Source organism: Bradyrhizobium cytisi, assembly GCF_008123515.1.
Taxonomy (GTDB): domain Bacteria; phylum Pseudomonadota; class Alphaproteobacteria; order Rhizobiales; family Xanthobacteraceae; genus Bradyrhizobium; species Bradyrhizobium cytisi.
This window is the reverse complement of the sequence record NZ_VSSR01000070.1, coordinates 25312-49597: the sequence shown is the minus strand read 5'-3', so window position 1 is coordinate 49597 and position 24286 is coordinate 25312. Positions and strand designations below refer to the sequence as shown.

The 24286-nt window shown below is 62.0% G+C and carries 20 protein-coding genes, 2 tRNA genes and 3 pseudogenes; 11 read left to right on the top strand and 14 right to left on the bottom strand.

Annotation, left to right across the window (positions count from 1 at the left end; genetic code table 11):
• The first annotated feature begins 25 nt into the window (after window positions 1-25).
• Both fdhD and mobA read left to right on the top strand, forming a co-directional pair.
• A complete protein-coding gene (fdhD, locus tag FXB38_RS34440; protein WP_148755392.1) occupies window positions 26-916 on the top strand; it encodes a formate dehydrogenase accessory sulfurtransferase FdhD in 891 nt (296 codons plus the stop codon).
• On the top strand, window positions 906-1580 hold the full coding sequence (mobA, locus tag FXB38_RS34435; protein ID WP_187435342.1) for a molybdenum cofactor guanylyltransferase MobA: 675 nt from the start codon (window positions 906-908) through the stop codon (window positions 1578-1580). The genes fdhD and mobA overlap by 11 nt, the downstream gene beginning before the upstream one ends.
• Here mobA and FXB38_RS34430 read toward each other — a convergent pair.
• The 4 genes from FXB38_RS34430 to FXB38_RS34415 are packed head-to-tail and all read right to left on the bottom strand — an operon-like array spanning window position 1547 to window position 6679.
• Window positions 1547-2674, bottom strand: coding sequence for an FAD-dependent monooxygenase (locus tag FXB38_RS34430; RefSeq protein ID WP_148755390.1), 1128 nt, complete (start codon window positions 2672-2674; stop codon window positions 1547-1549). The genes mobA and FXB38_RS34430 overlap by 34 nt on opposite strands.
• Window positions 2675-2726: 52 nt before the next feature.
• Window positions 2727-4676 (bottom strand): molybdopterin biosynthesis protein, encoded by a 1950-nt coding sequence (locus FXB38_RS34425; RefSeq protein WP_187435341.1) that lies wholly within the window; start codon window positions 4674-4676, stop codon window positions 2727-2729.
• Window positions 4677-4689: 13 nt separating this feature from the next.
• The gene (locus tag FXB38_RS34420; RefSeq protein WP_148755388.1) at window positions 4690-5796 is read right to left on the bottom strand and encodes a molybdopterin-binding protein; all 1107 of its coding nucleotides are present in this window, start codon (window positions 5794-5796) and stop codon (window positions 4690-4692) included.
• 55 nt (window positions 5797-5851) lie between these two features.
• Window positions 5852-6679 carry an ABC transporter substrate-binding protein gene (locus FXB38_RS34415; RefSeq protein WP_148755387.1) on the bottom strand — a complete coding sequence of 276 codons (828 nt, stop codon included), beginning with the start codon at window positions 6677-6679 and terminating at the stop codon, window positions 5852-5854.
• Window positions 6680-6748: 69 nt separating this feature from the next.
• Between FXB38_RS34415 and FXB38_RS34410 the strand changes: the two genes are divergently transcribed.
• The 3 genes from FXB38_RS34410 (at window position 6749) to FXB38_RS34400 (ending at window position 9302) form a co-directional block, all read left to right on the top strand.
• Window positions 6749-7066, top strand: coding sequence for a hypothetical protein (locus FXB38_RS34410; RefSeq protein ID WP_148755386.1), 318 nt, complete (start codon window positions 6749-6751; stop codon window positions 7064-7066).
• A 9-nt stretch (window positions 7067-7075) separates the two neighbouring features.
• On the top strand, window positions 7076-7969 hold the full coding sequence (locus tag FXB38_RS34405; RefSeq protein ID WP_148755385.1) for a substrate-binding domain-containing protein: 894 nt from the start codon (window positions 7076-7078) through the stop codon (window positions 7967-7969).
• A 103-nt stretch (window positions 7970-8072) separates the two neighbouring features.
• The gene (locus tag FXB38_RS34400; RefSeq protein WP_148755384.1) at window positions 8073-9302 is read left to right on the top strand and encodes an ABC transporter substrate-binding protein; all 1230 of its coding nucleotides are present in this window, start codon (window positions 8073-8075) and stop codon (window positions 9300-9302) included.
• Between the two features lie 19 nt (window positions 9303-9321).
• On the opposite strand, the gene FXB38_RS34395 is transcribed toward FXB38_RS34400, so the two are convergent.
• Window positions 9322-10299, bottom strand: coding sequence for a TAXI family TRAP transporter solute-binding subunit (locus FXB38_RS34395; RefSeq protein WP_148755383.1), 978 nt, complete (start codon window positions 10297-10299; stop codon window positions 9322-9324).
• 107 nt (window positions 10300-10406) lie between these two features.
• Between FXB38_RS34395 and FXB38_RS34390 the strand changes: the two genes are divergently transcribed.
• Together FXB38_RS34390 and FXB38_RS34385 are read left to right on the top strand one after the other, a co-directional pair.
• Entirely contained in the window at window positions 10407-11381 is a 975-nt protein-coding gene (locus tag FXB38_RS34390; protein ID WP_187435340.1) for a Bug family tripartite tricarboxylate transporter substrate binding protein, read from the top strand.
• Between the two features lie 349 nt (window positions 11382-11730).
• Window positions 11731-11806: transfer RNA gene (locus FXB38_RS34385), tRNA-Ile, on the top strand.
• 14 nt (window positions 11807-11820) lie between these two features.
• On the opposite strand, the gene FXB38_RS34380 is transcribed toward FXB38_RS34385, so the two are convergent.
• Window positions 11821-13074: a site-specific integrase gene (locus tag FXB38_RS34380; protein WP_187435339.1), complete on the bottom strand. Its 1254-nt coding sequence runs from the start codon at window positions 13072-13074 to the stop codon at window positions 11821-11823.
• A gap of 390 nt (window positions 13075-13464) precedes the next feature.
• Between FXB38_RS34380 and FXB38_RS34370 the strand changes: the two genes are divergently transcribed.
• Window positions 13465-14220, top strand: a complete 756-nt coding sequence (locus FXB38_RS34370; RefSeq protein ID WP_148755381.1) for a DUF4365 domain-containing protein — start codon at window positions 13465-13467, stop codon at window positions 14218-14220.
• Window positions 14221-14703: 483 nt separating this feature from the next.
• On the opposite strand, the gene FXB38_RS34365 is transcribed toward FXB38_RS34370, so the two are convergent.
• From FXB38_RS34365 to FXB38_RS34350, 4 genes and pseudogenes are all read right to left on the bottom strand, one after another.
• Window positions 14704-14985 (bottom strand): hypothetical protein, encoded by a 282-nt coding sequence (locus FXB38_RS34365; RefSeq protein WP_148755380.1) that lies wholly within the window; start codon window positions 14983-14985, stop codon window positions 14704-14706.
• Window positions 14986-15543: 558 nt separating this feature from the next.
• Window positions 15544-15930 (bottom strand): YybH family protein, encoded by a 387-nt coding sequence (locus FXB38_RS34360; protein WP_148755379.1) that lies wholly within the window; start codon window positions 15928-15930, stop codon window positions 15544-15546.
• A 27-nt stretch (window positions 15931-15957) separates the two neighbouring features.
• Window positions 15958-16351 (bottom strand): annotated as a pseudogene (locus tag FXB38_RS34355) (glutamine--tRNA ligase); the annotation flags it as partial.
• A 39-nt stretch (window positions 16352-16390) separates the two neighbouring features.
• A complete protein-coding gene (locus FXB38_RS34350) occupies window positions 16391-17224 on the bottom strand; it encodes an enoyl-CoA hydratase/isomerase family protein (protein WP_148755378.1) in 834 nt (277 codons plus the stop codon).
• 424 nt (window positions 17225-17648) lie between these two features.
• Here FXB38_RS34350 and FXB38_RS34345 point away from each other — a divergent pair, with 424 nt between their 5' ends.
• The 3 genes and pseudogenes from FXB38_RS34345 to FXB38_RS34330 form a co-directional block, all read left to right on the top strand.
• Window positions 17649-18512 (top strand): IclR family transcriptional regulator, encoded by an 864-nt coding sequence (locus FXB38_RS34345; protein WP_148755377.1) that lies wholly within the window; start codon window positions 17649-17651, stop codon window positions 18510-18512.
• A gap of 203 nt (window positions 18513-18715) precedes the next feature.
• A pseudogene (locus FXB38_RS34340) lies at window positions 18716-19510 on the top strand (acyl-CoA dehydrogenase family protein); the annotation flags it as partial.
• Window positions 19511-21150: 1640 nt separating this feature from the next.
• Window positions 21151-22347, top strand: a pseudogene (locus FXB38_RS34330) (recombinase family protein); the annotation flags it as partial.
• A 93-nt stretch (window positions 22348-22440) separates the two neighbouring features.
• On the opposite strand, the gene FXB38_RS45140 reads toward FXB38_RS34330, so the two are convergent.
• The 4 genes from FXB38_RS45140 to FXB38_RS34315 all read right to left on the bottom strand — a co-directional run bounded on the left by FXB38_RS45140 (window position 22441) and on the right by FXB38_RS34315 (window position 24282).
• A complete protein-coding gene (locus FXB38_RS45140; protein WP_430640207.1) occupies window positions 22441-22641 on the bottom strand; it encodes a hypothetical protein in 201 nt (66 codons plus the stop codon).
• Window positions 22642-22879: 238 nt separating this feature from the next.
• A tRNA-Met gene (locus FXB38_RS34325) sits at window positions 22880-22956 on the bottom strand.
• Window positions 22957-23234: 278 nt separating this feature from the next.
• Window positions 23235-23597 (bottom strand): hypothetical protein, encoded by a 363-nt coding sequence (locus FXB38_RS34320; RefSeq protein WP_148755374.1) that lies wholly within the window; start codon window positions 23595-23597, stop codon window positions 23235-23237.
• A 46-nt stretch (window positions 23598-23643) separates the two neighbouring features.
• Window positions 23644-24282: a class I SAM-dependent methyltransferase gene (locus FXB38_RS34315; protein WP_148755373.1), complete on the bottom strand. Its 639-nt coding sequence runs from the start codon at window positions 24280-24282 to the stop codon at window positions 23644-23646.
• Window positions 24283-24286: the final 4 nt, after the last annotated feature.

Here is a 24286-nt window from a genome sequence, read left to right as displayed (position 1 = left end):
CGAATGTCATGCTAACGTCGCACCCATGATGAAGATCGACAAAACCCCGGTGCCTCTGGTCATTCCGAACCCGGACGACCCGCGCCTGACCCAGAGCGTGACCGGGACCGACCAGACCGGCACCAGGGTCGAGATCAAGGTGCCGATGGAGCGGCCCTTGACGCTGTATCTGAACTCGCAGGAGATCGTCACCATGATGACGATCGGCGACTATCCGGAATATCTGGCGCTGGGCTACCTGCTCAACCAGAACATGCTGAAATATAATGACGCCGTCACCGAGGTCGAATACGACGACGACCTCCAGGTCGTGGTGGTGCGCACCGAGCACCACACCAATTTCGAGGCCAAGCTGAAGAAGCGCACGCAGACCTCGGGCTGCGCGCAAGGCACCGCCTTCGGCGACCTGCTGGAGGCGGTCGAAAGCGTCGCGCTGCCGAAAGCCGAGCTGCGCACCTCCTGGCTCTACCAGATGACACAGACCATCAACACCATGCCCTCGCTCTATCTGGAGGCTGGCGCGATCCACGGCTGCGTGCTGTGCAGGGAGGGCGAGCCGCTCTGCTACACCGAGGACGTCGGCCGCCACAACGCCGTCGACAAGATCGCGGGCTGGATGTATCGCCACGGCGTCGATGCGTCCGACAAGATCCTTTACACGACAGGACGTCTCACCTCGGAAATGGTGATCAAGACGGTGCGGATGGGAATCCCGATCCTGGTGTCGCGCTCCGGCTTCACCGCCTGGGGCGTCGATCTTGCAAGGCAGGTGGGTTTGACGCTGGTCGGACGCACGCGCGGAAAGCGTTTCATCGCGCTCGCCGGCGAGGAACGGATCGTCTACGACCAGAATCTCGATTACGTCGAAGAGGAATCGGCGAGGCACAAGCGTAAGGGCGAAGGTGGTGACGACTAGGACTCCGGCAACGAGCATTCCATCAACTCTTGGCGTGCTGCTCGCCGGCGGCCTCGCGCGCCGCATGGGCGGCGGCGACAAGCCGATGCGGACTATCGGCGGCCGCACCATCCTGGAGCGCGTGATCGCGCGCCTATCGCCCCAGTGCGACGGATTGATCCTCAATGCGAATGGCGATCCAGCGCGCTTCGCCGCGTTCGGCTTGCAGGTCATTTCCGATGACGTCCCCGGCTTCCCCGGCCCGCTCGCCGGCATTTTGGCCGCGCTCGACTGGACCGCGGCGAACCGGCCGGAGATCGAATGGGTGCTCAGCGCCGCCGGCGACTGCCCCTTCCTGCCACGCGACCTCGTCGCGCGGCTGCATGAGGCCCGGGCACGGGGGAACGCGCAGCTTGCGGTCGCAGCGTCAGGCGACCAGTCGCATCCGGTCATCGGCCTCTGGCGTGTCGCCTTGCGCCACGAGCTTCGTCACGCACTGGTCGTCGAGGATCTCCGCAAGATCGACCGCTGGACCGCGCGCTACCCGCTGGCGACGGTGACGTGGCCGGCCGAGCCGCTCGATCCGTTCTTCAACGCAAATACAGTCGAGGACATCGCAGAGGCCGAGCGGCTCGCGGCGCTGGATGACGCTCAAGCCGCCAGCGGCACCGACCAGGCGTCGTAGCAGTAGACCCAGCTCGTATCTGTCCGCTCCTTCAGCCAGATGTTGGCACGTGAGGTCTCCTGCACCCGCGTGGTCCGCACCTTGCGCGTCGCCTCGAAGGGGCGAAAAGCATCCACGATGCCGTCGCGGTCGACACTTTCGAGACAGCGCGACAGCACCGCGGCGTCCTCGATCGCCATCGCGGCACCCTGTGCCATATAGGGCGTCATCGGATGGCAGGCGTCGCCGAGCAGCGTCACCTTGCCGTCGGCCCAGCGCTCCAGCGCATCGCGATCCATGATCGCCCATTTGTGCACGTCGGGACACGCCGCCAGCACCTTTCCGACCTGCGGATGAAAGCCTTCGAACGAGGCGCGCAGATCGCGCACGTCGCCCTTCGCCGACCAGGACTCGATCAGGAAGTTCGGCTCCGGCTGGCTGGTGACGAGATAGACCTCGCTACGATCAGGCTTGACGTAATAGATCACGATGTGGCGGTCCTCGCCCCACCACTTCGTGCAATCGTCGATTTTCTCGCCGAGCAGTGCGGCCGGATAGGTGGCGCGGTAGGCGATGCGGCCGGTGAATTTGACCGGCGTGGTGTCAAACAGAATGTCGCGCACCGCTGAATGCACGCCGTCGGCGCCGATCACCGCATCGGTAACAGCGCCGGTGCCGTCGGCGAAGCTCAGCCGAACGCCCTCGCCGGTCTCGTCGAGGCCGACGAGCTTGTGGTTGAGCCTCACACACTCATCCGGCACGACGCTCGCCAACGCTGCGTGGAGATCGCCACGATGCGCCAGCAGATAGGGCGCATCGAACGTCTCCTCCGCGCTCTCGCCAAAGATCATGTCGAACTTGATGTCGCCGCTCTTCCAGGCGCGGTTGTTCCAGGACCGCGGATAGAACGACTGGCTGCGCATTCGCGACTCCAGTCCCAGCGCGCGCAGCACCTTCATCGCGTTGCAGCCGATCTGGATGCCGGCGCCGATGCGAGCGAACTGGGAGGCCTGCTCGTAGACCATCACGCCGACGCCGACGCGCCTGAGCGCCGCAGCGGTCGCGAGCCCACCCATGCCGGCACCGACGACGGCAACCGAAAGCGGCCTTGCCATCGCTTCCCCTACCCTATTGTCCGCGCGGCTTGAATGCCGCGTCGTCTATCGTTTACGCGGGCCGGAAGCCAGCGCGCTCCAGCGCTGCGCGGGCCTCTTCCGAGCCGAGTGCGTCGAGAAAGGCCTGCACAGCAGGCCGCTGCCTGCGCGCCGTCACCAAGGCAAAGTCATAATGCTCTTCCGCGAGCGGGATGAAACCGAGGCCGACCGCATGGGCGACCGGCGCAATGGTCATGCCCCAATCGGCGCGATGCTGCGCGACGGCTGCGGCGACCGCATTGTGCGAGCGCGGCTGGTTCCAATAGCCGTCCGGACGGGCGCCCTCGAGCAGGCGGTCGATCAGGATCCGCGTGCCGGCGCCCTGGTTGCGGCTGACCATGATGCAGGCGGGGTCGGCGAGCGCGGCAGCAACGGCCTGCTTCGCACCGAGCCCCTCAAATCGCTTGTCGCCCCTGCGGTACACAATGCCCTGCATCCGCCGCCAGCCCGGCACGAGCTCGAGTCCCTCGGCGAGGTAAGGCGTGTTGTAGGTCTCGCTCTTGTCGTCGAACAGATGGATCGGCGCGAGATCGCATTCGCCGCGCTTCGCTGCCGCAAGTCCGCCGAGGCTGCCGACGGCGATCGAGCGCACGGTAAGGCCGGCATGCGCGAGCGGTGCGGTGACGAGATCGAGGCCGGTGCAATGACTGCCGACGATGACGAGATCAGGCACCCGCACATGCGGCGTAAACAGAGTGACCTCTGCTTCGGTCCCCGCCGGCATCTGGTCGGCGAGCGCGTCAATGCGCAAAAAGCCGTCGGCTTGCGCGAAGGACGTGATCGCACCGGAGCCTTTGCCGGAGGGATAGGCGATCGGGCCGTCCTTGCCCGCGACCAGCGAAACCATGACGAATTCGGTGCGGCCGAGCTCGGAAGCAATGCGCACCGGCACGGTGGCACTCACCTTGGCATCGGAGCGCGGCGGCAGGCCGGCCATTCTGCGCAGCGCCGGCACGATCATGTCGTGGAAGGTGAACATCGCCGAGGTCGGAAAGCCCGGCAGGATCACAACCGGCTTGCCGTCGCACACCGCGAGGCAAAGCGGCTTGCCCGGCTTGAGCGCAACGCCGTGCGCGATGATGCCAGGCTGGCCGAGCCGGCCGATGATGCGATGGGACAGATCGCCCGCCCCCTTCGAGGTGCCGCCGGACAGCACCAGCATGTCAGCATCCGCCAGCGCATGGCGCATCGCGGCTTCGAGCTTGGCTTCGTCGTCGGGAATGGCGCCGAGGAAGATGGCCTCGCCGCCGTTCTCGTCGATCGCGGCCGCGACGATGGCGCCATTGGTGTCGTAGATCGCGGCAGGCGCAAGCGCCTCGCCGGGCTGCACCAGTTCGTCGCCGGTGGAGACCACCGCGACGCGCGGCCTCCGCGCAACTTTCACCTCGGCGATGCCACAGGCCGCCAGCATGCCGATCTCACGGGAGCCTATGATCGTGCCGGCGCGCAGCAGCGCCTCGCCGCGCGCGATGTCGGATCCGGCATAGGACACGAATTGCCCCGGCGAGGCGGCGCGACGAACATCGATCGCGTCGGGGTCGGCCGGCTGGGTGTGCTCGACCATGACCACAGCATCGGCGCCTCGCGGCACGGGGCCGCCAGTGGCGATTGGCGTTACGGTGCCCGCGGCGACTTGCAGCTTGGGCACGGTGCCGCAGTGAATGGTCTCGCCGTTCAGCGCGAGCCGCACGGATGCGCCTTCACCGGCGGCGGAAAGATCCGCCGAGCGTACGGCAAAACCATCGACATTCGAGCGGTCGAAGGGCGGCACGTCGATCGGTGCGGTGATGTCTTCAGCCAGTGCCGTACCGAGCGCATCGGCAAGCTTGCGCTGCTCGCTCGGGATCGCGCGCGGAAACAGGGCCGCCTCGAACCGCGCGAGCGCCTCCTCGCGTGAGAGGATCTTGAGGAATTGCTCCTGTTCGACCGCGCTGCGATCCGGCGATTTTGGGATCATCGTCATGCCGGAACCCATATCATTCCCGCATCAGATAAGCATCGACCGGCTCGTCCGCCGCAAATCCCTCATGGCTGGCGGGAATGAGCAGCCATGCATCCGCTCCGGCAATGGCGTGGAGCGGCCATTCACCGACTGCAAGCGGCATCCACGTTTTATGTTCCTCGGCCAGCAGAGCGATCTCGGCAATGCCGACGCTGGACGCGATCTTTCGCGCGAGCGGCAGGGTCACTGTGCGGCGCGGCTGCCGCGCCGACATTTTGTCGATGAGCGGAAGCACAAGCGCAAACCAAACCGCGAGGGCCGGAGCGGGCGCCCCGGGCAAGGCAAGGACGGGAACTTTTCCGAGCCGCCCAGCGGCTGCGGTGCGTCCGGGCTGGAGCGCGAGGCCGTGGGCGAATTCGGCTCCACGCTGGGCCAGCGCCGTCACCGAGGCATCCGCACGACCGGCTCCGCTGCCGCCGATCGTCAGCAGCAGATCGCAGACGGAGACATCGAGCGCCTCCGCAATCGATGTCGCATCACGTGAGCCGGCTTCATGCGCGATCACGTCCAATCCCGCCGCGCGCGCGAGGTCGGTGATCATCTGCATCGTCGCGGTGGCGCCCGGCACGTTGACGATGCGCAGCCGCGGTCGCCTGATGCTCAGCCTTTCGACATCGGCGACACGCGCGAGCAACAGAGCCGTTGCATCGATGGGAAGTCCCGCTGTGGCCGCGGGCGAGCGGTCTGCGGTGTCGCCGCCGGCACGCCCGACGCCTTGCCCTGGAACGCCCTCGGCCAGAACCTGGGCGAGCGGGCCCGACACCTCGACGGCGCCGGCATCGAGCACGCAGTCGCACCCTGCCGGCATCGCATCGCCGGCGTCGACCCACACGGGAAGCCCGGTCAGAGGCAGCGGCGAATAGGAGGACGCACCGACCAGATCGTTGGCACGCAACGCCCAGCCATCTACGACGGCGATGTCGCACGGCGGATAGGCTGCGAGCTGCGGCATCCCCGCGGCGATACAGCCGACGGCTTCAGCCAGCGGCAACTTGACCGGCGCGACCGGACCGATGCCGCGCAGCAAAACAGCGAGCGCGGTGTCGAGCGGCGTCAGCGAGGGCGGCAGGCGCTGGGTCATGCCTCATGGTGGACCACGCATCGCTCGGTTTGGCAACCGCTCGTGCCTCGACCAATCAGGGCTTGTCCGCATTCGGAAAGAACACCTGTTGGCCATCGACCTTGAAGCCTGCGATCGCCGCCTGCCCTTCCGGCGAGATCAACCAGTCGATGAAGGTCTGGCCCAGATCCTTCCTGACGTTCGGATGCCTCTCCGGGTTCACCAGCATCACGCCGTATTGGTTGAGCAGCCGCTTGTCGCCCTCGACGACGATGTCGAGATCGCCCCGATCCTTGAAGGCAATCCAGCTGGCGCGATCCGCGAGCACATAGGCATTCGCCGCGCGTGCGGCGTCGAGGGCGGCGGTCATGCCCTGCCCGCTCTCGCGATACCAGGCGCCTTTTGTACTGGCGATGTCGATGCCGGCAACGATCCAGAGTGCAAGCTCCGCCGCGTGGGTGCCGGAACGATCGCCACGCGTGATGAACGGCGCACCCTTGGCCTCGATCGCCTTCAGCGCGGTGGCGATGTCCTTGCCCTTCACGCCGGCGGGATCGCTCTTCGGCCCGATCAGCACGAAATCGTTGTACATCACGTCGTAGCGCTTCGTGGCAAAACCGTCGGCGACGAATTTCTCCTCCTGCGGCCGGGCATGCATCAACACGACGTCGACCTCGCCCCGACGTGCAACGTCGAGCACCTCGTCGCTGCGGCGCGCGATCACCGTCACCTCGATGCCGGTCTTGTCGCGGACAATCGGTAGCAGATAGTCGAGCAGGCCGGAGTCCTGCGTCGATGTCGTCGAGGCCAGGACGATCGCACGCTCCTCGCCAGACGAGGCCGCAATGCCTCCGGCGAGGCCGCAGAGAAGCGCAAATGCAACGGTCAGTCGGCGAACGGCCATGACGGGTTCCCATTGAACAAGACGCGATCATGATGCTCGATTGCGCCGCACTCGTGACGGACTTGCCAGTTGCCACAGCAACAGGAGATAGAGCTTGAGCCTGACCACCACCGAAAGGCAAGTTCACCACGCGTCGGCGAGCGGACGAAGACGAGTTATCCGGGAAATTTCGGCAATCAATCAACCGCCACGTTGACTGCAATCACGAGCGCAACGGCCGCAACGCCCGCACCATTCGAGCCCAGCAAGATCGTCAACCAAAATCAAAACACGCGTCAGGATGTGTTGCAAAGCAACGAGATCATCGGGCATGGTTCGCGCGGACAAAAATCGAAGTGCAGAATTCCACCTGCGTTTAACGTCAAAAAGAAGCAAGAATTTGCATAGGAATGCAGGATGGAATTCCTGACGACCAGTGAAGCCGCGGACTATCTCCGTCTCGGCGAACGCAAGCTTTACGAACTGGTCACCAATGGCGCGATCCCGTGCACCAAGGTGACCGGCAAATGGCTCTTCCCGCGGCACGAGCTCGATCTCTGGGTGCTGTCGGGCATGGCGCGTCCGGCCGGCATGCTGACGGCGGAGCCGCCGCCGGTCGTGGGCGGCAGCCAGGACGAGCTCCTGGATTGGAGCCTGCGTGAATCCGGCTCGGGCCTGGGATCGATGACCGAAGGCAGTGCGCGCGGGCTCGAGCGCCTGCAACGTGACGAGGTGATGGCAGTCGCCGTGCACTTCCACAGCCTCGATGCCGAGGGCAATCTCGCCTCCGACGCCAGCGCGGCGGCGCTGCGGGACGCGCCTGACCTGCATGACGCGCTGCTGGTCGCCTTCGTGCGCCGCGAGCAGGGTCTCGTGCTGCCGCCGGGCAATCCGAAGCGGCTGCGCGGTCTCTCCGACGTGCTCGCGCTCGGCTCGCGGATGGCGACGCGGCAACAGGGCACGGGCGCGCAGATGCTGCTCGACGTGCTGCTGCTGCGCGCGGGCGCCTCGACGCGCGATCTGCGCCGGGTGGAGACGCCTGCCCTCACCGGGCCGGATCTCGCCGAAGTGGTCCGCGCCGGGCAGGCCGACTGCGGCGTTGCGACGCGCGCGGCGGCGCGCTCGGCGGGTCTCGATTTCGTGCCGCTGGTCTGGGAGAATTTTGACCTTGCGATGCGGCAGCGCAGCTATTTCCGCCCCGCCATGCAGGCCCTGATCCGGTTCCTCAGCGAACGGCGGCTGCGCCAGCGCGCCGAGGAGCTGACCGGCTACGATTCCTCCCCCGCCGGGCAGATCCGCTTCGCGGCCTGACATTGACGCCCGCCCCAAAATAGTTGCAAAAGAAACCAATTCAGCCGGGCCGTACCCGGGACAGGCAACTTCGGCCAACGAGCCGGATCAGGGGAGGACAAGCGTGAATCCAGCGAGATTTGGACTGCCGGTCGCGGCTGCCTTTATAGCGATGCCCTTGGCGGCGGCGCTGCTGTCGGGCGCCGCAATGGCGCAGGTGTCCGACGACATCGTCAAGATCGGCGTGCTCACCGACATGAACGGCCCGGCCTCCGCGCCGACCGGCCAGGGCTCGGTGACCGCGGCGCAGATGGCGATCGACGATTTCGGCGGCACGGTGCTCGGCAAGCCGATCAGCATCGTGATCGGCGACCACCAGCTCAAGGCCGATATCGGCGGCGGCATCGCGCGGCGCTGGTACGATGTCGACCAGGTCGATCTCATCGTCGACGTGCCGGTTTCCGCCGTTGGCCTCGCGGTGCAGAACGTCGCCAACGAGAAGAAGCGGCTGTTCATCACCCACTCCACCGGCACCGCCGATTTCCACGGCAAGTTCTGCTCCCCCTATGCGATACAGTGGGTGTTCGACACCCGCGCGCTCGCGGTCGGCACCGCGGACGCGGTGGTCAAGCGCGGCGGCGACAGCTGGTTCTTCATCACCGACGACTATGCCTTCGGCCACTCCCTCGAACGCGATGCCTCCAGCGTCATCACCGCCAATGGCGGCAAGGTGCTCGGCTCGGTGAAGCCGCCGCTGGCGACGCCGGATCTCTCCTCCTTCGTGCTGCAGGCGCAGGCGTCCAAGGCCAAGATCATCGGCATCGCGGCAGGTCCCCCGAACAACATGAACGAGATCAAGACCGGCTCGGAGTTCGGCGTGTTCAAGGGCGGCCAGCAGATGGCGGCGCTGCTCGCGCTGATCACCGACATCCACGGCCTCGGGCTGCAGGCAGCCCAGGGCCTGTTGCTGACGACGTCGTTCTATTGGGACATGGACGACAAGACGCGCGAATGGTCGAAGCGCTATTTCGCCAAGATGAACAAGATGCCGTCGATGTGGCAGGCCGGCGTCTACTCCAGCGTGATGCACTATCTCAACGCCATCAAGGCAACCGGCACCGACGATCCGCTCAAGGTCGCGGCGAAAATGCGCGAGACGCCGGTCGAGGATTTCTTCGCCCGCAACGGCCGCTTGCGCGAAGACAATCTGATGGTGCACGACCTCTGGCTTGTCCAGGTGAAGACGCCGGAGGAAAGCAAATATCCGTGGGACTATTACAAGATCCTCACCACGATCTCGGGCGACAAGGCGTTCGGCCCGCCGGACCCGGCGTGTCCGATGCTGAAGAAGTGACGAGCGCCTAAAGCGATCGTCACTTCACGACTCCAATCTCGCGAAAATACTGCATCACGCCCGGATGAATCAGCCCCGGCTTCGGTGCCGCCGCGACCGTGTTCGCCGCGGTGGTCTCGCAGGCCTGGGCGAGCTTCTTGCAGAAGGTTGCCTCGGCGCCGTGCAGCGTCTTCGCGAGACGATAGGCGACATCGTCGGGCAGATCCTCGCGCGTCAGCACAAAGCTCCAGGAGCCGAGCGAGGCGATCGGCTCGGACTGTCTGGGATAGGAGCCGGCCGGCACGGTCAGGGGTTTGAGGAACGCGTGCCTGGCGCGGATGTGCGTGATCTCTTCGGCAGAGGGCGCGATGAAGCGCGCGCCTGATGCGCTCGCGGCCACCGCCGCAAAGCCCGGCCAGCCGATGCCGGCGCCCCACAGTGCAGCGACACGGCCATCCTCGACCATTGCGGGGCCATCGCCGGCGCGGTCGAGATAAACAGCCTTGAAATCCTCGTCCTGCTTCAGGCCGAGCCCGTCGAGCACATAGCGCGCCAGGATCGGCAGGCCGGAGCCCTTTGCGCCGAACGCCACCGGCTGTCCCACGAGATCGCGGATGGTCTTGTAGGGACTGTCCGCACGAACCACGAACATGCCGGGGTTGGAATAGATCGCGGTCAGAATTTTCAAGCGCGTCGGCGCGCGGCCGATGCCAGCAAACGCCTCATAGGCCGGCTCGCCCGCGACCAGCGCGAGATCGAGCTCGCCTTTCTCCAAAAGCGGAATGTTCTCGTTGCTGCCCTTGGTGTTGCGCGGAGCAATGGTGAGCGTGCTATCTGCCGCGTTCATCACCTCCGCAAAGGCGTTGCCATAAAGCGGGAAACCGCCGCCGGGCGTCGCGGTGCCCAGGCTGATCGTCGTGGTGGAAATGGCATTGCCTCCGGTTTGAGCAGCAGCGGGGCTTGCAAGGAAATTTCCGAGCAGCGCCGCTCTGATGAGAATCGTGATTGCGAATTTCATGGTCGTTCCGGCTGCCCCCGCGTCAACATCGACTTGAGGCGATGTAGGCAGCGGGCGGTTTTTGTGAAAGCATGCCCCGCAACGACAATAGAACAATGGGAGGCATCATGTTGCGAATTTTGCGGTACGCTGTTTTCGGGTTGGTTTTTCTGATTGGTCTTTTCGTAGCCTCCCCTCCCGCCTCCGCCGCCTACCCCGACCGCCCGGTGCACTGGATGATCGGCTTTGCCGCCGGCGGCCCGGTCGACATCGTGGCGCGCATCATGGCGCAAGCGCTGTCGGATCGGCTCGGCCAGCAATTCATCGTCGAGAACCGCGCCGGCTCCGGCGGCAACATCGCGGCCGGTGCCGCGATCAACGCAGCCCCCGACGGCTACACGCTGCTGTTCGTCGCGCCCAACAACGCGATCTCGACCTCGCTCTACAAGAAGCTGCCCTTCGACTTCCTGCGCGACACCGTGCCGGTCGCCAGCATCATGCAGCTCACCAACATGCTGGTCGTCTCCAACGCGATGCCGGTGAAGACGGTCCAGGAGTTCATCGATTATTGCAGGGCCAATCCCGGCCAGATCTCGTTCGCCTCGTCCGGCAACGGCACCTCGGTGCACATGTCGGCGGAGCTGTTCAAGGTGATGACCAAGTGCGACATGGTGCACGTGCCCTATCGCGGCTCTGCGATCGCCTTCCCGGACATCATCTCCAACAAGGTGCAGCTGATCTTCGACAACCTTCCTTCCGCGCTCGAGCAGTCGCGCGGCGGCACTGTCCGCGCCATCGGCGTGACCTCGCCGCAGCGCTGGCCTGGTGTGCCCGACGTGCCTGCGATCGCCGAGACTGTGCCGGGCTTCGAAGCGGTCGGCTTCTACGGCATCTCCGCGCCAAAGGGCACGCCGCCCGAAGTGGTCGAGATTCTCAACAAGGCCGTCGGCGACGCGCTGAAGGACCCGAAGGTCACCGCGCGGTTGACCGAGAATGGCGGCATCCCCAAGCCGATGACGCCGGCCGAGTTCGGCAAGCTCGTCACCGACGAGACCGAGAAGTGGCGCAAGGTCGTGGCATTCGCCGGGGTCTCGGTGGACTGAGCGGACAACCTGCCACGGGCCGAGAGCCCGCGAGTGAAGCGTGGTGAGGGGACCGGCGGGTCCCCTTCCAGCAAGAACTTGCGAAAACAACCCCATGCACAGTAGAAAAGCCAGGCGATTTCAGCGGGTTACAGAGGCGAAAGCGCGCAGCACCCCAAAACACTTTGACACGTCGGGCAAAACAGTGGCATAAGCCCAAGATCGCAAAATTCGATTATTCGGAACATGCTCGGCGATACAGCGCCTGCGCTTGCGGTTCGCCAGACCCGGCATTGCACCCCCGCCTCCGGCCCTGTAAACGAACCGCGCACCGTTGCCGGCCGCGCATTCCCGCGGCCGTCCTGCGGCGGGGCCTGTAGCTCAATGGTTAGAGCCGGCCGCTCATAACGGTCTGGTTGCAGGTTCGAGTCCTGCCGGGCCCACCAAAGAAATCAGAGACTTATGAGGAGCCGTTTCGCCTCATCGGGATCACCGCACCAGATATCGCACCAGATATGTGCGTCTTTCGTTCGCCGGCTGGGTCGCGTTTGGCGATCTTCTCGACTGCGTCAGACAAGTAGTCAGGATGATGGTGACCATAGGTGTTGAGTAACACCTCAAGCGACATTCCAAGATAGCCTGCTGCCTGCCAAGGATCCGCCCCTCTCTGCATGAGCCAAGTCGCTGCCGTATGCCGCAATGTGTGAGGGGAAATGCCTGGTCCAAGCCCCGCGAGTCTCACGGCACTTTTGAATGCCGTCTTGACCGAGTTGACCGGCTTGCCGTTGTATTCAACGAAATGCTTCGCCTCAGGATCGATCCGATGCCAACGCCGCAGGTGAGCAAGCAAGCGCAAGGGAATAGGAACCGTTGGCTGCCGCTTGTTGGTCTGCGAGGCTCCCTGCTTCAGACGGTAGTAACGGCCGCGCTCCAGATCCACATATGAGCGACCAAGGGCTGGAATAGGAGATGCGGCTGCGATGGCGCCGGCGCGGGTGCCGCTGTAGATTCCCAATAAGATGAAACGAGCAAGATGTCGGAGTGGACGTTTGCTCGTTGGCACCTTTGTCTCATCCAACGGCCGACGTGAACCCTTCTGCATTTCGCGATAGCGCCAGCAGGTCCAGATCAGTTTAGCCGCATCGTTGCGCGTCAACCACTTATCTCTCGGCTGGCCCTTCTCGGGCAAGGAGACCTTCACGATCTCTCTATGGTACCCCTCGGCTGCGTGGTGACCGATGGCAGCACGGAGATCTTCAAGGTCTCGACGAGCCCCACCCTTTCTGCGACGTTTCTTGGTGTAGGACCGGCATGCCTCACCGTTGACCTCGCCAAGCATTTTTCCGCCCCACCAATCGTTCAGCCGCTCGATCCGCTTCTTGAACTTTCGGATATCCGGAATGAAGACTTCGTTTTCGCCGTCGACGCTGAAGCGACTACGAAGTTTGTCTAGTTGGGCATCCAAGTAGATCGAGAGGACATCCGCTATCGGGATATCGTCTATATGGCGAATTTTTCGCTTCGGTGTGTGCTTTGAGGTGATGTAGTCCCTTAACTTTTCCTCCGCGGCTGCAATTTCATCTGCAGCGCAGCCTGTGCCGACATCCCGACCGTTGTCTCTGATGATCCAGGTTGCTTGATGGGTAATCTTTCCGTATTTGTTTCGACGGGCGGCTTTGAGCTGAAGTCGAGCCCCCTTGCTTCTCCGCGGCATAGCTCTCGCATCCGTTCAATGTGCGCCAGCGTCGTGAATTCCTTGCCGGCGATTTTCTCAATGACTAATCGGCTGCGATCGCGCTCACGGCGTAACCCCGCGACCGTCATCCCTCCCAAAGGAAAAGCGATCTTCACGGCATCAGCAAGGCGAAGCGGCGTGTCTGGCAAAATTTCTGGTTGTGTATTACAAGTCATCAACGGTCGGAGTTTTGCGGTAGAACCTAATAGTTGTGCTGGTAACTTGTCGTTGCGTAAAGGCACCAACCTTCTCCTGCGAAGGAACGGCGGTCATATCGCAAAATCGGGAAGCCCTGAACATCCCAGCCCAGACGCATGATCCAAATCGTTTGAGCTACCGATCTCTATTGAGCAACGAGGGGCGAGGCACTTGAAATTTGATATGAGAAACGCAGCCGGAAAGGCCGGCGAGCGATTTGTCGAAACGTTCGTTGAGGAAACCCTGCACTTCGCATATCGGAAGGTTGGCGCGCCCGACATCGGTGTCGATGGTGAAATCGAAATTCTTGATCGAAGCAGAACGTCGACCGGAGGACTCTTGAAGGTTCAGGTCAAGACCACAAACGACTCTCACCCAGGCCCGCGGATACGGGTCCCGATGGAAGAGAAGCACCTTGACTATTTTGCCTCGCTCACCGTGCCGCCTATTTTGGCGGCCGTAAGCCTTGCGGATCAACAAATTTGGTGGAAGCCGATCCTGGACAAGACGCACTACCAGGGCCCCCGAGGAGGCTTTAGTATCTCTCTTCATCCGGAAAACGATAAGTTAACGAAATTTAGCGGACCTGTTCTCCAAATGATCGGCGAGCGTTCCAACGCCATGATCGCAAAATACTTGATCGAAGAGGTAGAGGCAGATTTGGACGACATCGAGGGCCGAGAAGCAAGCGGGGAATTCGATGTAGTTTCGGCTGAGATTTGGGCGCAAACTATCCATGCGCTCGAACGCACGATGAAGGACGCAAGGTGTCTTCTGAAATACGAACGTCGATTCACACAGCAGATTTCCGAAATTGAGGCAAGCTTCGGAGCAGCGAATGTTCGCATCGATGCGTGCAAGACTTGGTTTAAAGAGCACAATGCCGTCGATCTACTCGAGCAACAATACTGGGGCGATGAGGATTGAGGCCGAACACGCGCGCTGAGACACCGCCCGACGCTAGACTGAACGGGCCGCCGCGTGGCGCATGTTGAGTTATACCGCTGTGGCTGATCTGTTGAGGGTTCAAGTCACTGGAGCGCTACCGCCTTTCCCCACACCTTCCGAACCTACGATACCTCATCCAATCGTACGCATAGGGCAGTTCATGAGCCTGGGGACGAACGCAGCTCTACACGTATAGAGGAATATTGAACGACCTCGGACTGCCGGTCGGATGAAAGCGACCTCCGTCGCGGAAAACCGAAGGCGCGCATTTTCGGTGTCGCCATGTCGGTTGGGGCGTCGTGCCCTTCGTCGAAATTCCACGGCTAGCATTGCAGTGCGGCGGAGAGAGTGTCAGTCAATCCCCTTTGAATGATGAAGCATTTTTGACCTTGCCAGACCCAAACCTACCGTTTGAGCTACTGCCCGGGTTGGAAGGTTGTTACGGTTGCCAGGTCTTCGAACTCAGGCCACGTCGCGTATAGTGCCCTCGCCCACCGCTTCTCCAAATTGGTAGATGTCGATGTTTTGAGCGTCCACGCGAAAGGGCTTTAGGCCGATGCGAAATGGTGTTGCCGACATGAGCACCACGGGCTTGCAGCGGCTTTGACGAAAGCCGATGCGGGCGCCGGGAAGCCCGATCGGTTTCCACTCGAGGACGAAGCTAATGGAGCTTTTGAACCGGATCGCGAATGCGACGAAGTCGCCCTGCTGATCAACCCAAGTGAGTTCGATCCTATCGACCATCTCGAGTTTTGCGAAAACGGAAAGATTTTCGCAGAACTAGGCGCGGGGATCCACGCTAAAGGTGTTGGGCTGGATTCGCGAGAGGGATTGGGCGAAACGCCTATCTCTGAACGGACCACGCTGTCCAATATCGATGGCGAAGAGGGAGGGATTCTCTGCCGGGGTCCCATGGACCTCAAAAACCGCGGCAATATCAGCGTTTCCAGACAACCGCGGTGGGTTGTGTGTACCGCCACACACTGCGGCGCTTCGTTGGCACGAACGTGCCGGCGCCCGCACTCGGTTTTGCCGGTTGGAACGGCGAAACGCGGGTCGAACCAAGGCCGGTCGCGGACCACGAACTGGGCAGACAAGATGTCGCGCCGCGCCAGCGCGGGTATGCCGATGCAGCGCGCCCGGAAGCGACCGAGCACGAATTCAGCAGGGCCCGCCCTAAACTCCTCACCTGCTCTTCGGCGGGCGACTCCACGGGGGCAAGGGCAATTGTGATGTCTCGCGATTTCGCGCGCGAGCGCAGCATTTCTGTCAAGCGCTCCCTCCATGGTGGCCTTGCACTTGTTAAATCAACGGGGCCTTCGACGAGACGTGATGGCTGACGATTTTCCAGTCGCCGTCTTCGCGGGCGATCACCCAGGTAATCTTGAGCGACAGTTTTATCGCACCTTGATCAACGTCAAACGACGCCGTGCCGGCGACATTGACCAGATCGGGGCCGACCAGTTCGAAGACGACGTCGCTGAATTGAACGGCAGTTGTCCGCCACCGCGGCAATCCCTTGAAGTAGGCCGCAACACCGTCTCTCCCGCGGTACAGTTTCGGGTTCGAGCCGAAGAACAGCGCATGCTTTGAATAGAGCGAGGAAAGCGCGTCGGCGTCCAGTCTGCTGAAAGCCGCGGCCCATTTCGCGATGATGTCGGATGCGATGTCGTCGGCAGCATATGGCATCGAATATCCAATCGTTTTGAACGGGCTTCAGCCCTTGGCGTCTTCCTTGGCAAAGGTGTCGCGTAGGCCGACGGTACGGTTGAACACCAGCTTTTGCGATGTCGATCGCCTGTTCACCTCGTTCGAATTGCTTTCGACCATGCTGGCCTCGATCCCCGCGTCGGACAGCACTTCTATCGACTGCGGATTGATGTCGGCGGCAAAATTGCCGGCTCGCGGCTCGGCTTGGCGAACACTGATTGTAAACGCGGATTTCAGCTAGGCGCGACTGGGCCGCCGGCAGACAATGCATGGTGGCCTTGACCTTGCGTCCGCCCGGCGCGTTGCCGTCGCGGGTCGCGCAATCGTAAGTACAGCGCAGCTCGACCACCGCGCCGACGTCGTTCTTGATGACGCCGGTGCATTTCATGAAATGAGCATAGGCTCGGGGGGAGCGACAGAATGAGATAGTCTCGTCTCCTCAGAGCGGACAATCCAGTTGAAATGCCGGCGGTCTCTTTTCCACGAGAGCCGCAAGGCCTTCCTTCACTTCCGGTCCTGTAAATCCCATGAATTCAAGCGCCAACGAAGCATCGAATGTCGGCCCGGCCTGCCGGAGCCAATTGTTGAGCGCGTATTTCGTCCAGCGAATGGCACTCGGCGGTCCTGCAGCAAGGCGGCCGGCGACTTCGATCGCTTTTGCGTCCAGTTCGTCGTCCTCGCAGCACATCGACACGACACCGATCCGCTCCGCCTCTTCGCCCAAAAGCTGATCGCACAGCAACAGATAGTATTTTGCCTTCGCCATTCCGCACAACAGCGGCCACACAATCGCCGCATGATCACCCGCTGCCAAGCCTAGCTTCGTATGCCCGTCAATGATGCGCGCCGTCTTGGTGGCGATGGAGACGTCTGCCAGCAAGCCGCAAGCGAGGCCGGCACCGACCGCCGGCCCCCTGATTGCACTGACGATGGGCTTGGAGCAATTGATGACGTTGTAGACGATGTCTCGGGCTTCCTTCCAGTTACGGATCCGCGTGTCATGATCGTCGATGATGCGCTCCATCATCGCGAAATCGCCACCCGCTGAGAAGGCTCTGCCCGCACCAGTCAGGATGACGGCTGAGACGCTGGGATCGCTGTCGATATCCCGCCAGACCATGCCGAGCTCGCCGTGCATTTTCTCATCGGCGGAGTTCATCTTGCCGTTCGACATCGTAACCCGTAGGACGCGCGGCTGCGGCCAGTCGAACTGAAGCCGCGCATACTTGGCATAGCGATTGTCCAGCCCGGCAGCCAACGTCTCGTCGTTCATCTGGCTCTCTCCGTTTGCATTGAATAACCACCGCTAACGCTCAGCGTCCCATTACGTCAGCGAACGCACCGATGCTGCGAATTTCTGGTGGCGTCAATGAGGAATTCGCGCGAATGACGGTTCAAACTGCATATGAGTTTCTTCAGAACACTTTTCTAATTTGACGCCATTATTTGCGAACGGGTATCGTGTGGGATGTCTTGGCCTTATCATCTCCCAGCTAGGCCTCATTTGTGAACCCGAATACGTCGAATCCACACTGCGAGACGGAAAGGCGACCGCGATTGCGCTTGGCCGAGAAGGTCGCTGGCCGGCGCGGGCGGCGCTTTCAACTGGGTTGCGATCCCGAGGGGGCCGGCCGCCCCGACCAGTTTGGAAGCTGGTGGCTCAAGAGCCGGGTTTGGCAGCAGGGCAAGCAGCGGAGATGGCGGTCGTGAAAAGGAATGAGCCCGTCAGACCGGCGCCCACGCGCGGTTTGACACCTGAATTGCGTCGCGACATTCCCAAGGTTACGCAGAGTCTGGTGCCGCCAGATCAGAAGATCGACAACACCGTCAAGTCGGCGAAGCGCGTGTTCGAGGTTCTCGAGTTTTTCGAGGAGCATCAGTCCGCCGCATCGGTTATCGACGTGGCTGCCGCGTTGCATTTCCCGCAGTCGAGCACGTCCGCTTTGATGCGGACGATGACCGCGCTTGGCTATCTGCATTATGACGCCGGCCGCCGAACCTACATCCCGACGGCGCGGATCTCGATGCTGGGCCACTGGCTCAGCCCCGTTCTGTTCCGCCGTGGGCGCTTGATCAACCTGATGGAGGATTTGTCGGCAAGGACTGGGGAGACTGTCATGGTCGGCCTGCGCAACGGTCTGGCCGCGCAATACATCCACGTCATCCAATCCAAGGTTCCCATGCGCTTGCACGTGCGCTCCGGAACGCTCCGCCCGCTGGCAAAGTCCGGATTGGGCTATGCGCTGCTGTCTCGGTATTCCAACAAGGAGGTCCGCCGTCTGGTCAAGCTGCTCAACTCCTATGAAACGCATCCCGAGAAGCAGGTCGATGTCAAGGCGTTGCTGGTCGAACTCGGCAAGGTGCGAAAGCAGGGCCATGCATTGTCGCTCAGTCTGGTAACGCCAGGCGCCGGCGTGGTGGCCATGGCTCTCCCGCGAGTAGCTGAATCCAGCGAGCCTCTCGCCATTTGCGTTGCTGGCCTCACCGACGCCCTCGTCTCGCAAGAGAAGGCATTTGCGGCCGTGATGCGTGATGCGATCAAGTTTCACTTGAGCGATTGATTGTCTCGCAATCGGCGATTTCGCAGGTGTGCAAAGGTATCCGCCATTCTGTTTTCGGTGGATTTCTCGACCGATCTTGCCGGCAAGCTCAAGCTGTCGCCAGAGGAGATCACAAGCCCAGAAGCGAGCGGACGATCGGAATGCCCAAGCCGAATAGGCCGTTGTCCCGCTCGAGTTGCGTTCCGTCCAAGTCAGGAGCCTCCATGTCAGATGAAGACAATATCGTCGTTTCCACCGCCGAACGGATCTTCGCCGACCTGGCGGATCTGCAAGAAGTCGCGCACGCTCGGGGCGATGCGTGGAAGACGCCGTTGTGGCGCGCACTTGCCGAGGCCGGTCTGCCGTTGGCGTGGGTATTGGAACAGCACGGCGGTTCGGGCGCGAGCCTGATCGATGGCTTTGCCGTGCTGCGCGCGGCCGGAAGGTCAGCCCTTGCGGTTCCGCTGGCGGAGACCATGCTTGCGGGGTGGCTGTTGTCGCAGGGCGGAATCGTCGCGCCGGAAGGAATGATGACGGTGTTGCCCGGCGACCCGCGTGAACTGATCGGACTGGACGCCGAGGGGCGATTGACCGGACAGGCGAGGCGCATCCCGTTCGCGCGCGATGCCGCTCATTTTGCCGTTCTTGCCAAGAGCGCTGCAGGAGTCAGGATCGCTTTGGTGGATGCCTCGCTTTGCCGCATTGATCGCTTCGAGAACCTTGCAGGCGACGCGGCGGATACTGTTTCCGTTGCCGGCGTGCAGCCGGCCGCTATTGCGACTGCGCCAAACGAGTTCGATCCGACCTCCCTTTTCTTGATGGGCAGCGCCGTGCGCAGCCAACAGATCAGCGGGGCACTGGAGGCGATGCTGGAGTTGTCCGTGCGCTATTCGACGGAACGCGTTGCCTTCGAGCGAACCATCTCGAAGTATCAAGCGGTGCAGCATAATCTCGCGCGACTAGGTGGCGAGGTCGCCGCCGCGGTCACTGCGGCGACTTCCGCGGCCGATGCGATGAGCGCGTAGCCTCTTGTAGCGTTCGCAGCTTCCTGAATTCGTCTAGTTCGGCGAGGGCATGACGCCGTCGCTGAGAGATGTAATCGTCAACGATCGCCTCAAATGTCACCGGCCTCGCTCCTGAGATTGCTGATCGTAGCAGGGGACGGAGCTAGAAAAGTCAAATTTCTGCCCTACTCGCCCTGCGCGATATCGGTACGGAGGGACATGGCATGAGGGCTATCAATATCGTGACGGGCGTTTGCACCGTGGGCGTCTTGGTTTGGCAGGGCATGAGCAAGCTCGACGAACTCAAGAGGCATTTGAAGCCAGGCCAAGCCTATCGACGGGCGGATTTGGCCCGCTGGTCGACGTCTGTCGACCGGCATCTCAAGCAATTGGTTGAGCAGATGACGATGAGAGCTCGCTCCTAAGTTGGGCGACGCGCATTTGCGGCAATCCGAATAAGCGCATCATACTGATGGAGGGTTACGATCTTCGCACTGTGCTTGCGCAGCCAGTCGATCTGCGTCGGCTTTTGAAAGCCAAGTTAAGCGCGTTGAATTTGGAAGCCGAGCCTTACTTTTCTGTCGCCCGACTGCGCGACTGACTTTATTCCACTCCCTGGCGTTTCCCCATTTCATGTTGCATCCATATTGCGTGGAGCCGCCGGCAATTTTTGGGAGCCATTGAAAAAAAACGGAAATTTTTGGTAGACGACGCAACACGGAATCCGTGCGAATGCGTCGCAACTCGCTTGCTAATCTTCTGATTTATCGGAATCTTTTTTGCTGGGGCGGGAGGGATCGAACCTCCGAATGGCGGAATCAAAACCGCCGATGCACAAATCGGTCTATCGGCGCTTCGAGACGGGATCGGTTCTCCTCTATGACCGCATGGCGGCTTATCGGCCAGACAACATAAGTTCACATCGACTTCAAGCACTATTTCGGTGGAGGCGCCGCGCAGCTGCCCCAATGCGCCGCCGATGACATTGAACAGAAGTGAAAAAATGCCGGCTATGTCGTGCGGCTCTGAACTACATACAACATCAAGGAAGCGGTTCTGCCAGACGGCCTTCGAGTCGCCTTGGCCTCCGTCGAGACGGACAGAGTAGATCACAATGCCGAATGCCGAGAGTGGACTCGCCGGCTGGCCGCCAAAAAACACCGTTTGAAAAACCGTTTTAGTCCGTCGGTCTCAAAGGGTTTCTCTTGCTAAGGTCTTGATTTATTTGGTGGGCGCACCAGGGCTCGAACCTGGGACCCGCTGATTAAGAGTCAGCTGCTTCGTCAGGAGAGTCAGCGAGACCTTCGGGGATGACATTTCCGGCTCGTTAAGCGAGCGAGCCGCGTCGGCACCAGTGTGGTCCGACTGAATCGTGACGGACGGTCGATTCAATCACGAGGATGGCAAGCGAGCTTATCGATAGTCAGCCGTTCATAGCGAACTGGCGCCAAGCGTGAATCGACCAAAAAGAGAGTGCTTGTGACGGTGCCGGCGTTTCCCTGGGTTTGCAAGATCGCCGAGAGCTGCCTGTAGGGATCTCGCCACCGGCTTCTCCGGCCCTCGACGCTCTTACGAGCTCATCCCTTTTACTTCGCTCCAGCATCCGATTCCGCGCCGAATGCATAGTCGCCTTTCCGGTCAAGGGGCGCCCGAGCATGATGCTCGAGATGACTACCGATGTGAATCGAAAATTGCCCTTGCAGACAAATCCAGACGAGCGATCTTACGCCTCGCGCGCGTACTTGCCCGTCTGGCCGCGAGGGAAGATCATGAAAGAGAACTCGCCAATCGAAACGAAGGGGAAAAGGGCAACGATTTATGCTCGGTTTTCGACGGATCTTCAGAACGAGCGTTCGATTGAAGATCAGCTTTCACTTTGTCGAACCTACGCTGAGCGCGAGGGCTTAACTGTTATCCGCACCTACGAAGATCGTGCACGTTCGGGCGGGTCGATCATGGGACGCGAAGGCCTTCTGCGGATGTTGGATCACGCGCGAGAGGAATCCTTTGACGTAGTGGTCGTCGAGGCGCTCGATCGCCTTTCTAGAGACATGGAAGACCTCGCCGGTATCCATAAACGGCTCTCTTTTCTCGGAATCGAGATCCGAGCGGTACACGAAGGCGTCGTTAACACCGTACTGGTTGGCCTTCGCGGTCTGGTCGGGCAACTCTATCGTGAGGACAACGCGCACAAAGTGCGTCGCGGTCTAGCGGGACGGGTCAAGCAAGGTTTGGCCGGCGGCGGCCTGACGTACGGATACGCCGCAGTCGCGGGAAGAAGCGGTGAACGTGTGATCCTCGAGGCCGAAGCACAAGTCATCCGACGCATCTTCCAGGAATACGTGAGTGGTCGAACGCCTCGCGAAATTGCCCACGATTTGAATAAGGAAAGGGTTTCTGCTCCGCGAGGACGCGCATGGAATGCATCAACCATCAACGGCAATCGTGAGAGAGCTGCCGGAATTTTGCAGAACGAGCTCTATGTCGGCCGTCTCGTCTGGAACAAAGTTAGGATGGTGAAAGACCCTGACACGGGAAAGCGACTATCGCGACCAAATGCAAGGAGTGATTGGCAGGTAGCCGAAGTGCCCCATCTTGCAATTATCGATTCAGAATTGTTCAGGGCTGCTCAGCAGCGCAAACAGGAGCGTAGTTGCACGCATCCGAGTCATCAACGTCGTCCCCGTCGAATGCTGTCTGGCTTGCTCCGCTGCGGTTCATGCGGCTCGGGCATGGCAACGAATGGGCGGGACAAATCGGGGCGTGTTCGCATTCGCTGCTCGGCTGCGACCGAGAGCGGCATGTGTCCTGATGCCAAGACTTTCTATTTGGACACCGTCGAAAGTGCGGTTCTCAGCGGACTGAAGACCGAATTGCGCGCGCCGAAGGTTATTGCGGAGTACGTAAGGACATATCTCGAGGAGCGGAAGCGCCTCACGGCAACATCAAATGCAAAACGGCAACGCCTTGAGCAGCAGCTTGGTCAAATCAACAGGGAAATCGAACGACTGGTAGATGCGATCGCAAAAGGGCACGGCGACCCCTCTGTTCTCGGACCACGGTCGACTGCTTTGGATGCCGAACGAAAGCGGATAATCCAAGCGCTGCAGAACGAACCAACTATCCCAAAAGAAGTCGCGCTGCATCCGGCTGTCCTGAACCGGTATGAGGAACAGCTCAATCGGCTGGAAGACGCATTGGGGAAAAGTGTCGCAACCGGCGACGCGGAGGCCGCAGAAGCCATTCGAGACCTTGTCGATACGGTCACGGTGTTTCGGGATCCAGCCAGATCAGGCGGAGTAGCGGTCGAGATAGCCGGGCGCCTAAATGCCCTGCTCGGAGAAGCCGCCTACCCCAACCGAGTAACGGGAGTGTGGGGAAAGGTGGTAGCGGGAGAGGGACTCGAACCCCCGACCCCAGGATTATGATTCCCGTGCTCTAACCAGCTGAGCTACCCCGCCACAGGGTCGCGAAGGCCTGATAAGGCCGATCTCGCGAACGCGCGGCATATAATGAAGGGGGCGGCGGGAAGTCAATCCGCCTTCGCTTCCGCTTTCGCGAAAGCTTCGGCGGGACAGGTCCGCGTGGGGACAGATCAGCCTGTTTTGGGCCGAACTCCCCGCCGAATCCGTCATGGCCGGGCTTGTCCCGGCCATCCACGCCTTAATCTGCGGTCCCAAGAAGTGGATGCCCGGGACAAGCCCGGGCATGACGACGTTTTGGGGTACGGCACTACGGCCTATTTCGGCTTGACCGTGGGGTCGCCGCCGGGGCTACCGGGGGGCGGGATGACGGGCATTTTGCCATCCGTACTCGGCGCGGGGGCGTGCATTTCGGGATCGACGCCAGCGGGCGGGCAGAGCACGCCGTCGGATTTTGCCAGCTTGTCGCCGAGCGGTTCCCGGGCCTGGCCGGTAGTGGTGCCGTCGGGCGTGGTGGCGCGGTTCGGGCGGTCCTGCGGCGTGCAGTCGGCCGCGTGCTGCGGGGATGGCGGCGCGGTCTGTTGCGGCGGCGTCGCCGGGGCGGGCGGCGCCTGCGCGACCGCGGCGCCGGCGGCTGCAATCACGAGGCTAGCCAGGATGATGTTTGATGTCGTGCGCATGGACAGGAAACGCGCGAAGCGCGCGCTCTGTTCCAGCCTCTGAACATTACGATTTGTGGTAGCGGATTAGCGAAAAATGGCCCATCGGCGGCATGGGACGGCGCTCGGCAAGCGTGATGCCGCCGTGCTTTGCAGCCCAGTCGACCAGGCGCTGCCACGGGAATTCCGGACGCCAGCCGAGGCGGCGGGCGAACGGCGCAAACGCGAGCTCGGAGAGCTTGCGAAACCCCTTTTCGGCGCCGATGTGGTTAACCAGGATCAGCTCGCCGCCGGGCTTGAGCACGCGTACGAACTCGTCGAGCGTGCCTTCGGGATCGGGCACGGCGGTGATGACATATTGCGCGACCACCGCGTCGAAGTAGCCATCGTGGAAGGCGAGGTTCTTGGCGTCCATCACCGAGAGCACTTCGACATTGCTCAAGCGAAGCGCGCGCACGCGCGCCTGCGCCTTGCGCAGCATCGGCTCGGAAATGTCGACGCCGCAGATCTTTGTGGTGCGCGAATAATCGGACAGCGAGAGACCGGTGCCGACGCCGACATCGAGGATACGGCCGCCGATGCGGTCGGCCTCGGCGATGGTCGACTGCCGGCCGGCGTCGAACACCTTGCCGAACACGAGATCATAGACCGGCGCCCAGCGGCCATAGGCCTTCTCGACCCCGGCCCGCGAGATGTCTGCTGCCATGCCC

Excerpts from the sequence above, each read along its gene's own strand:
- FXB38_RS34345 (WP_148755377.1), top strand. The coding sequence starts at position 17,649 with ATGGCGGTCGTGAAAAGGAATGAGCCCGTCAGACCGGCGCCCACGCGC.
- FXB38_RS34315 (WP_148755373.1), bottom strand. The coding sequence starts at position 24,282 with ATGGCAGCAGACATCTCGCGGGCCGGGGTCGAGAAGGCCTATGGCCGC.
- FXB38_RS34420 (WP_148755388.1), bottom strand. The coding sequence starts at position 5,796 with ATGACCCAGCGCCTGCCGCCCTCGCTGACGCCGCTCGACACCGCGCTC.
- FXB38_RS34365 (WP_148755380.1), bottom strand. The coding sequence starts at position 14,985 with ATGGTCGATAGGATCGAACTCACTTGGGTTGATCAGCAGGGCGACTTC.
- FXB38_RS34350 (WP_148755378.1), bottom strand. The coding sequence starts at position 17,224 with ATGAACGACGAGACGTTGGCTGCCGGGCTGGACAATCGCTATGCCAAG.
- fdhD (WP_148755392.1), top strand. The coding sequence starts at position 26 with ATGATGAAGATCGACAAAACCCCGGTGCCTCTGGTCATTCCGAACCCG.
- FXB38_RS34405 (WP_148755385.1), top strand. The coding sequence starts at position 7,076 with ATGGAATTCCTGACGACCAGTGAAGCCGCGGACTATCTCCGTCTCGGC.
- FXB38_RS34425 (WP_187435341.1), bottom strand. The coding sequence starts at position 4,676 with ATGACGATGATCCCAAAATCGCCGGATCGCAGCGCGGTCGAACAGGAG.
- FXB38_RS34320 (WP_148755374.1), bottom strand. The coding sequence starts at position 23,597 with ATGCGCACGACATCAAACATCATCCTGGCTAGCCTCGTGATTGCAGCC.
- FXB38_RS34430 (WP_148755390.1), bottom strand. The coding sequence starts at position 2,674 with ATGGCAAGGCCGCTTTCGGTTGCCGTCGTCGGTGCCGGCATGGGTGGG.
- FXB38_RS34395 (WP_148755383.1), bottom strand. The coding sequence starts at position 10,299 with ATGAAATTCGCAATCACGATTCTCATCAGAGCGGCGCTGCTCGGAAAT.
- FXB38_RS34360 (WP_148755379.1), bottom strand. The coding sequence starts at position 15,930 with ATGCCATATGCTGCCGACGACATCGCATCCGACATCATCGCGAAATGG.
- FXB38_RS34415 (WP_148755387.1), bottom strand. The coding sequence starts at position 6,679 with ATGGCCGTTCGCCGACTGACCGTTGCATTTGCGCTTCTCTGCGGCCTC.
- FXB38_RS45140 (WP_430640207.1), bottom strand. The coding sequence starts at position 22,641 with ATGCAGCGCGACTTCTTTTGGGATAGTTGGTTCGTTCTGCAGCGCTTG.
- FXB38_RS34390 (WP_187435340.1), top strand. The coding sequence starts at position 10,407 with ATGTTGCGAATTTTGCGGTACGCTGTTTTCGGGTTGGTTTTTCTGATT.
- FXB38_RS34380 (WP_187435339.1), bottom strand. The coding sequence starts at position 13,074 with ATGCCGCGGAGAAGCAAGGGGGCTCGACTTCAGCTCAAAGCCGCCCGT.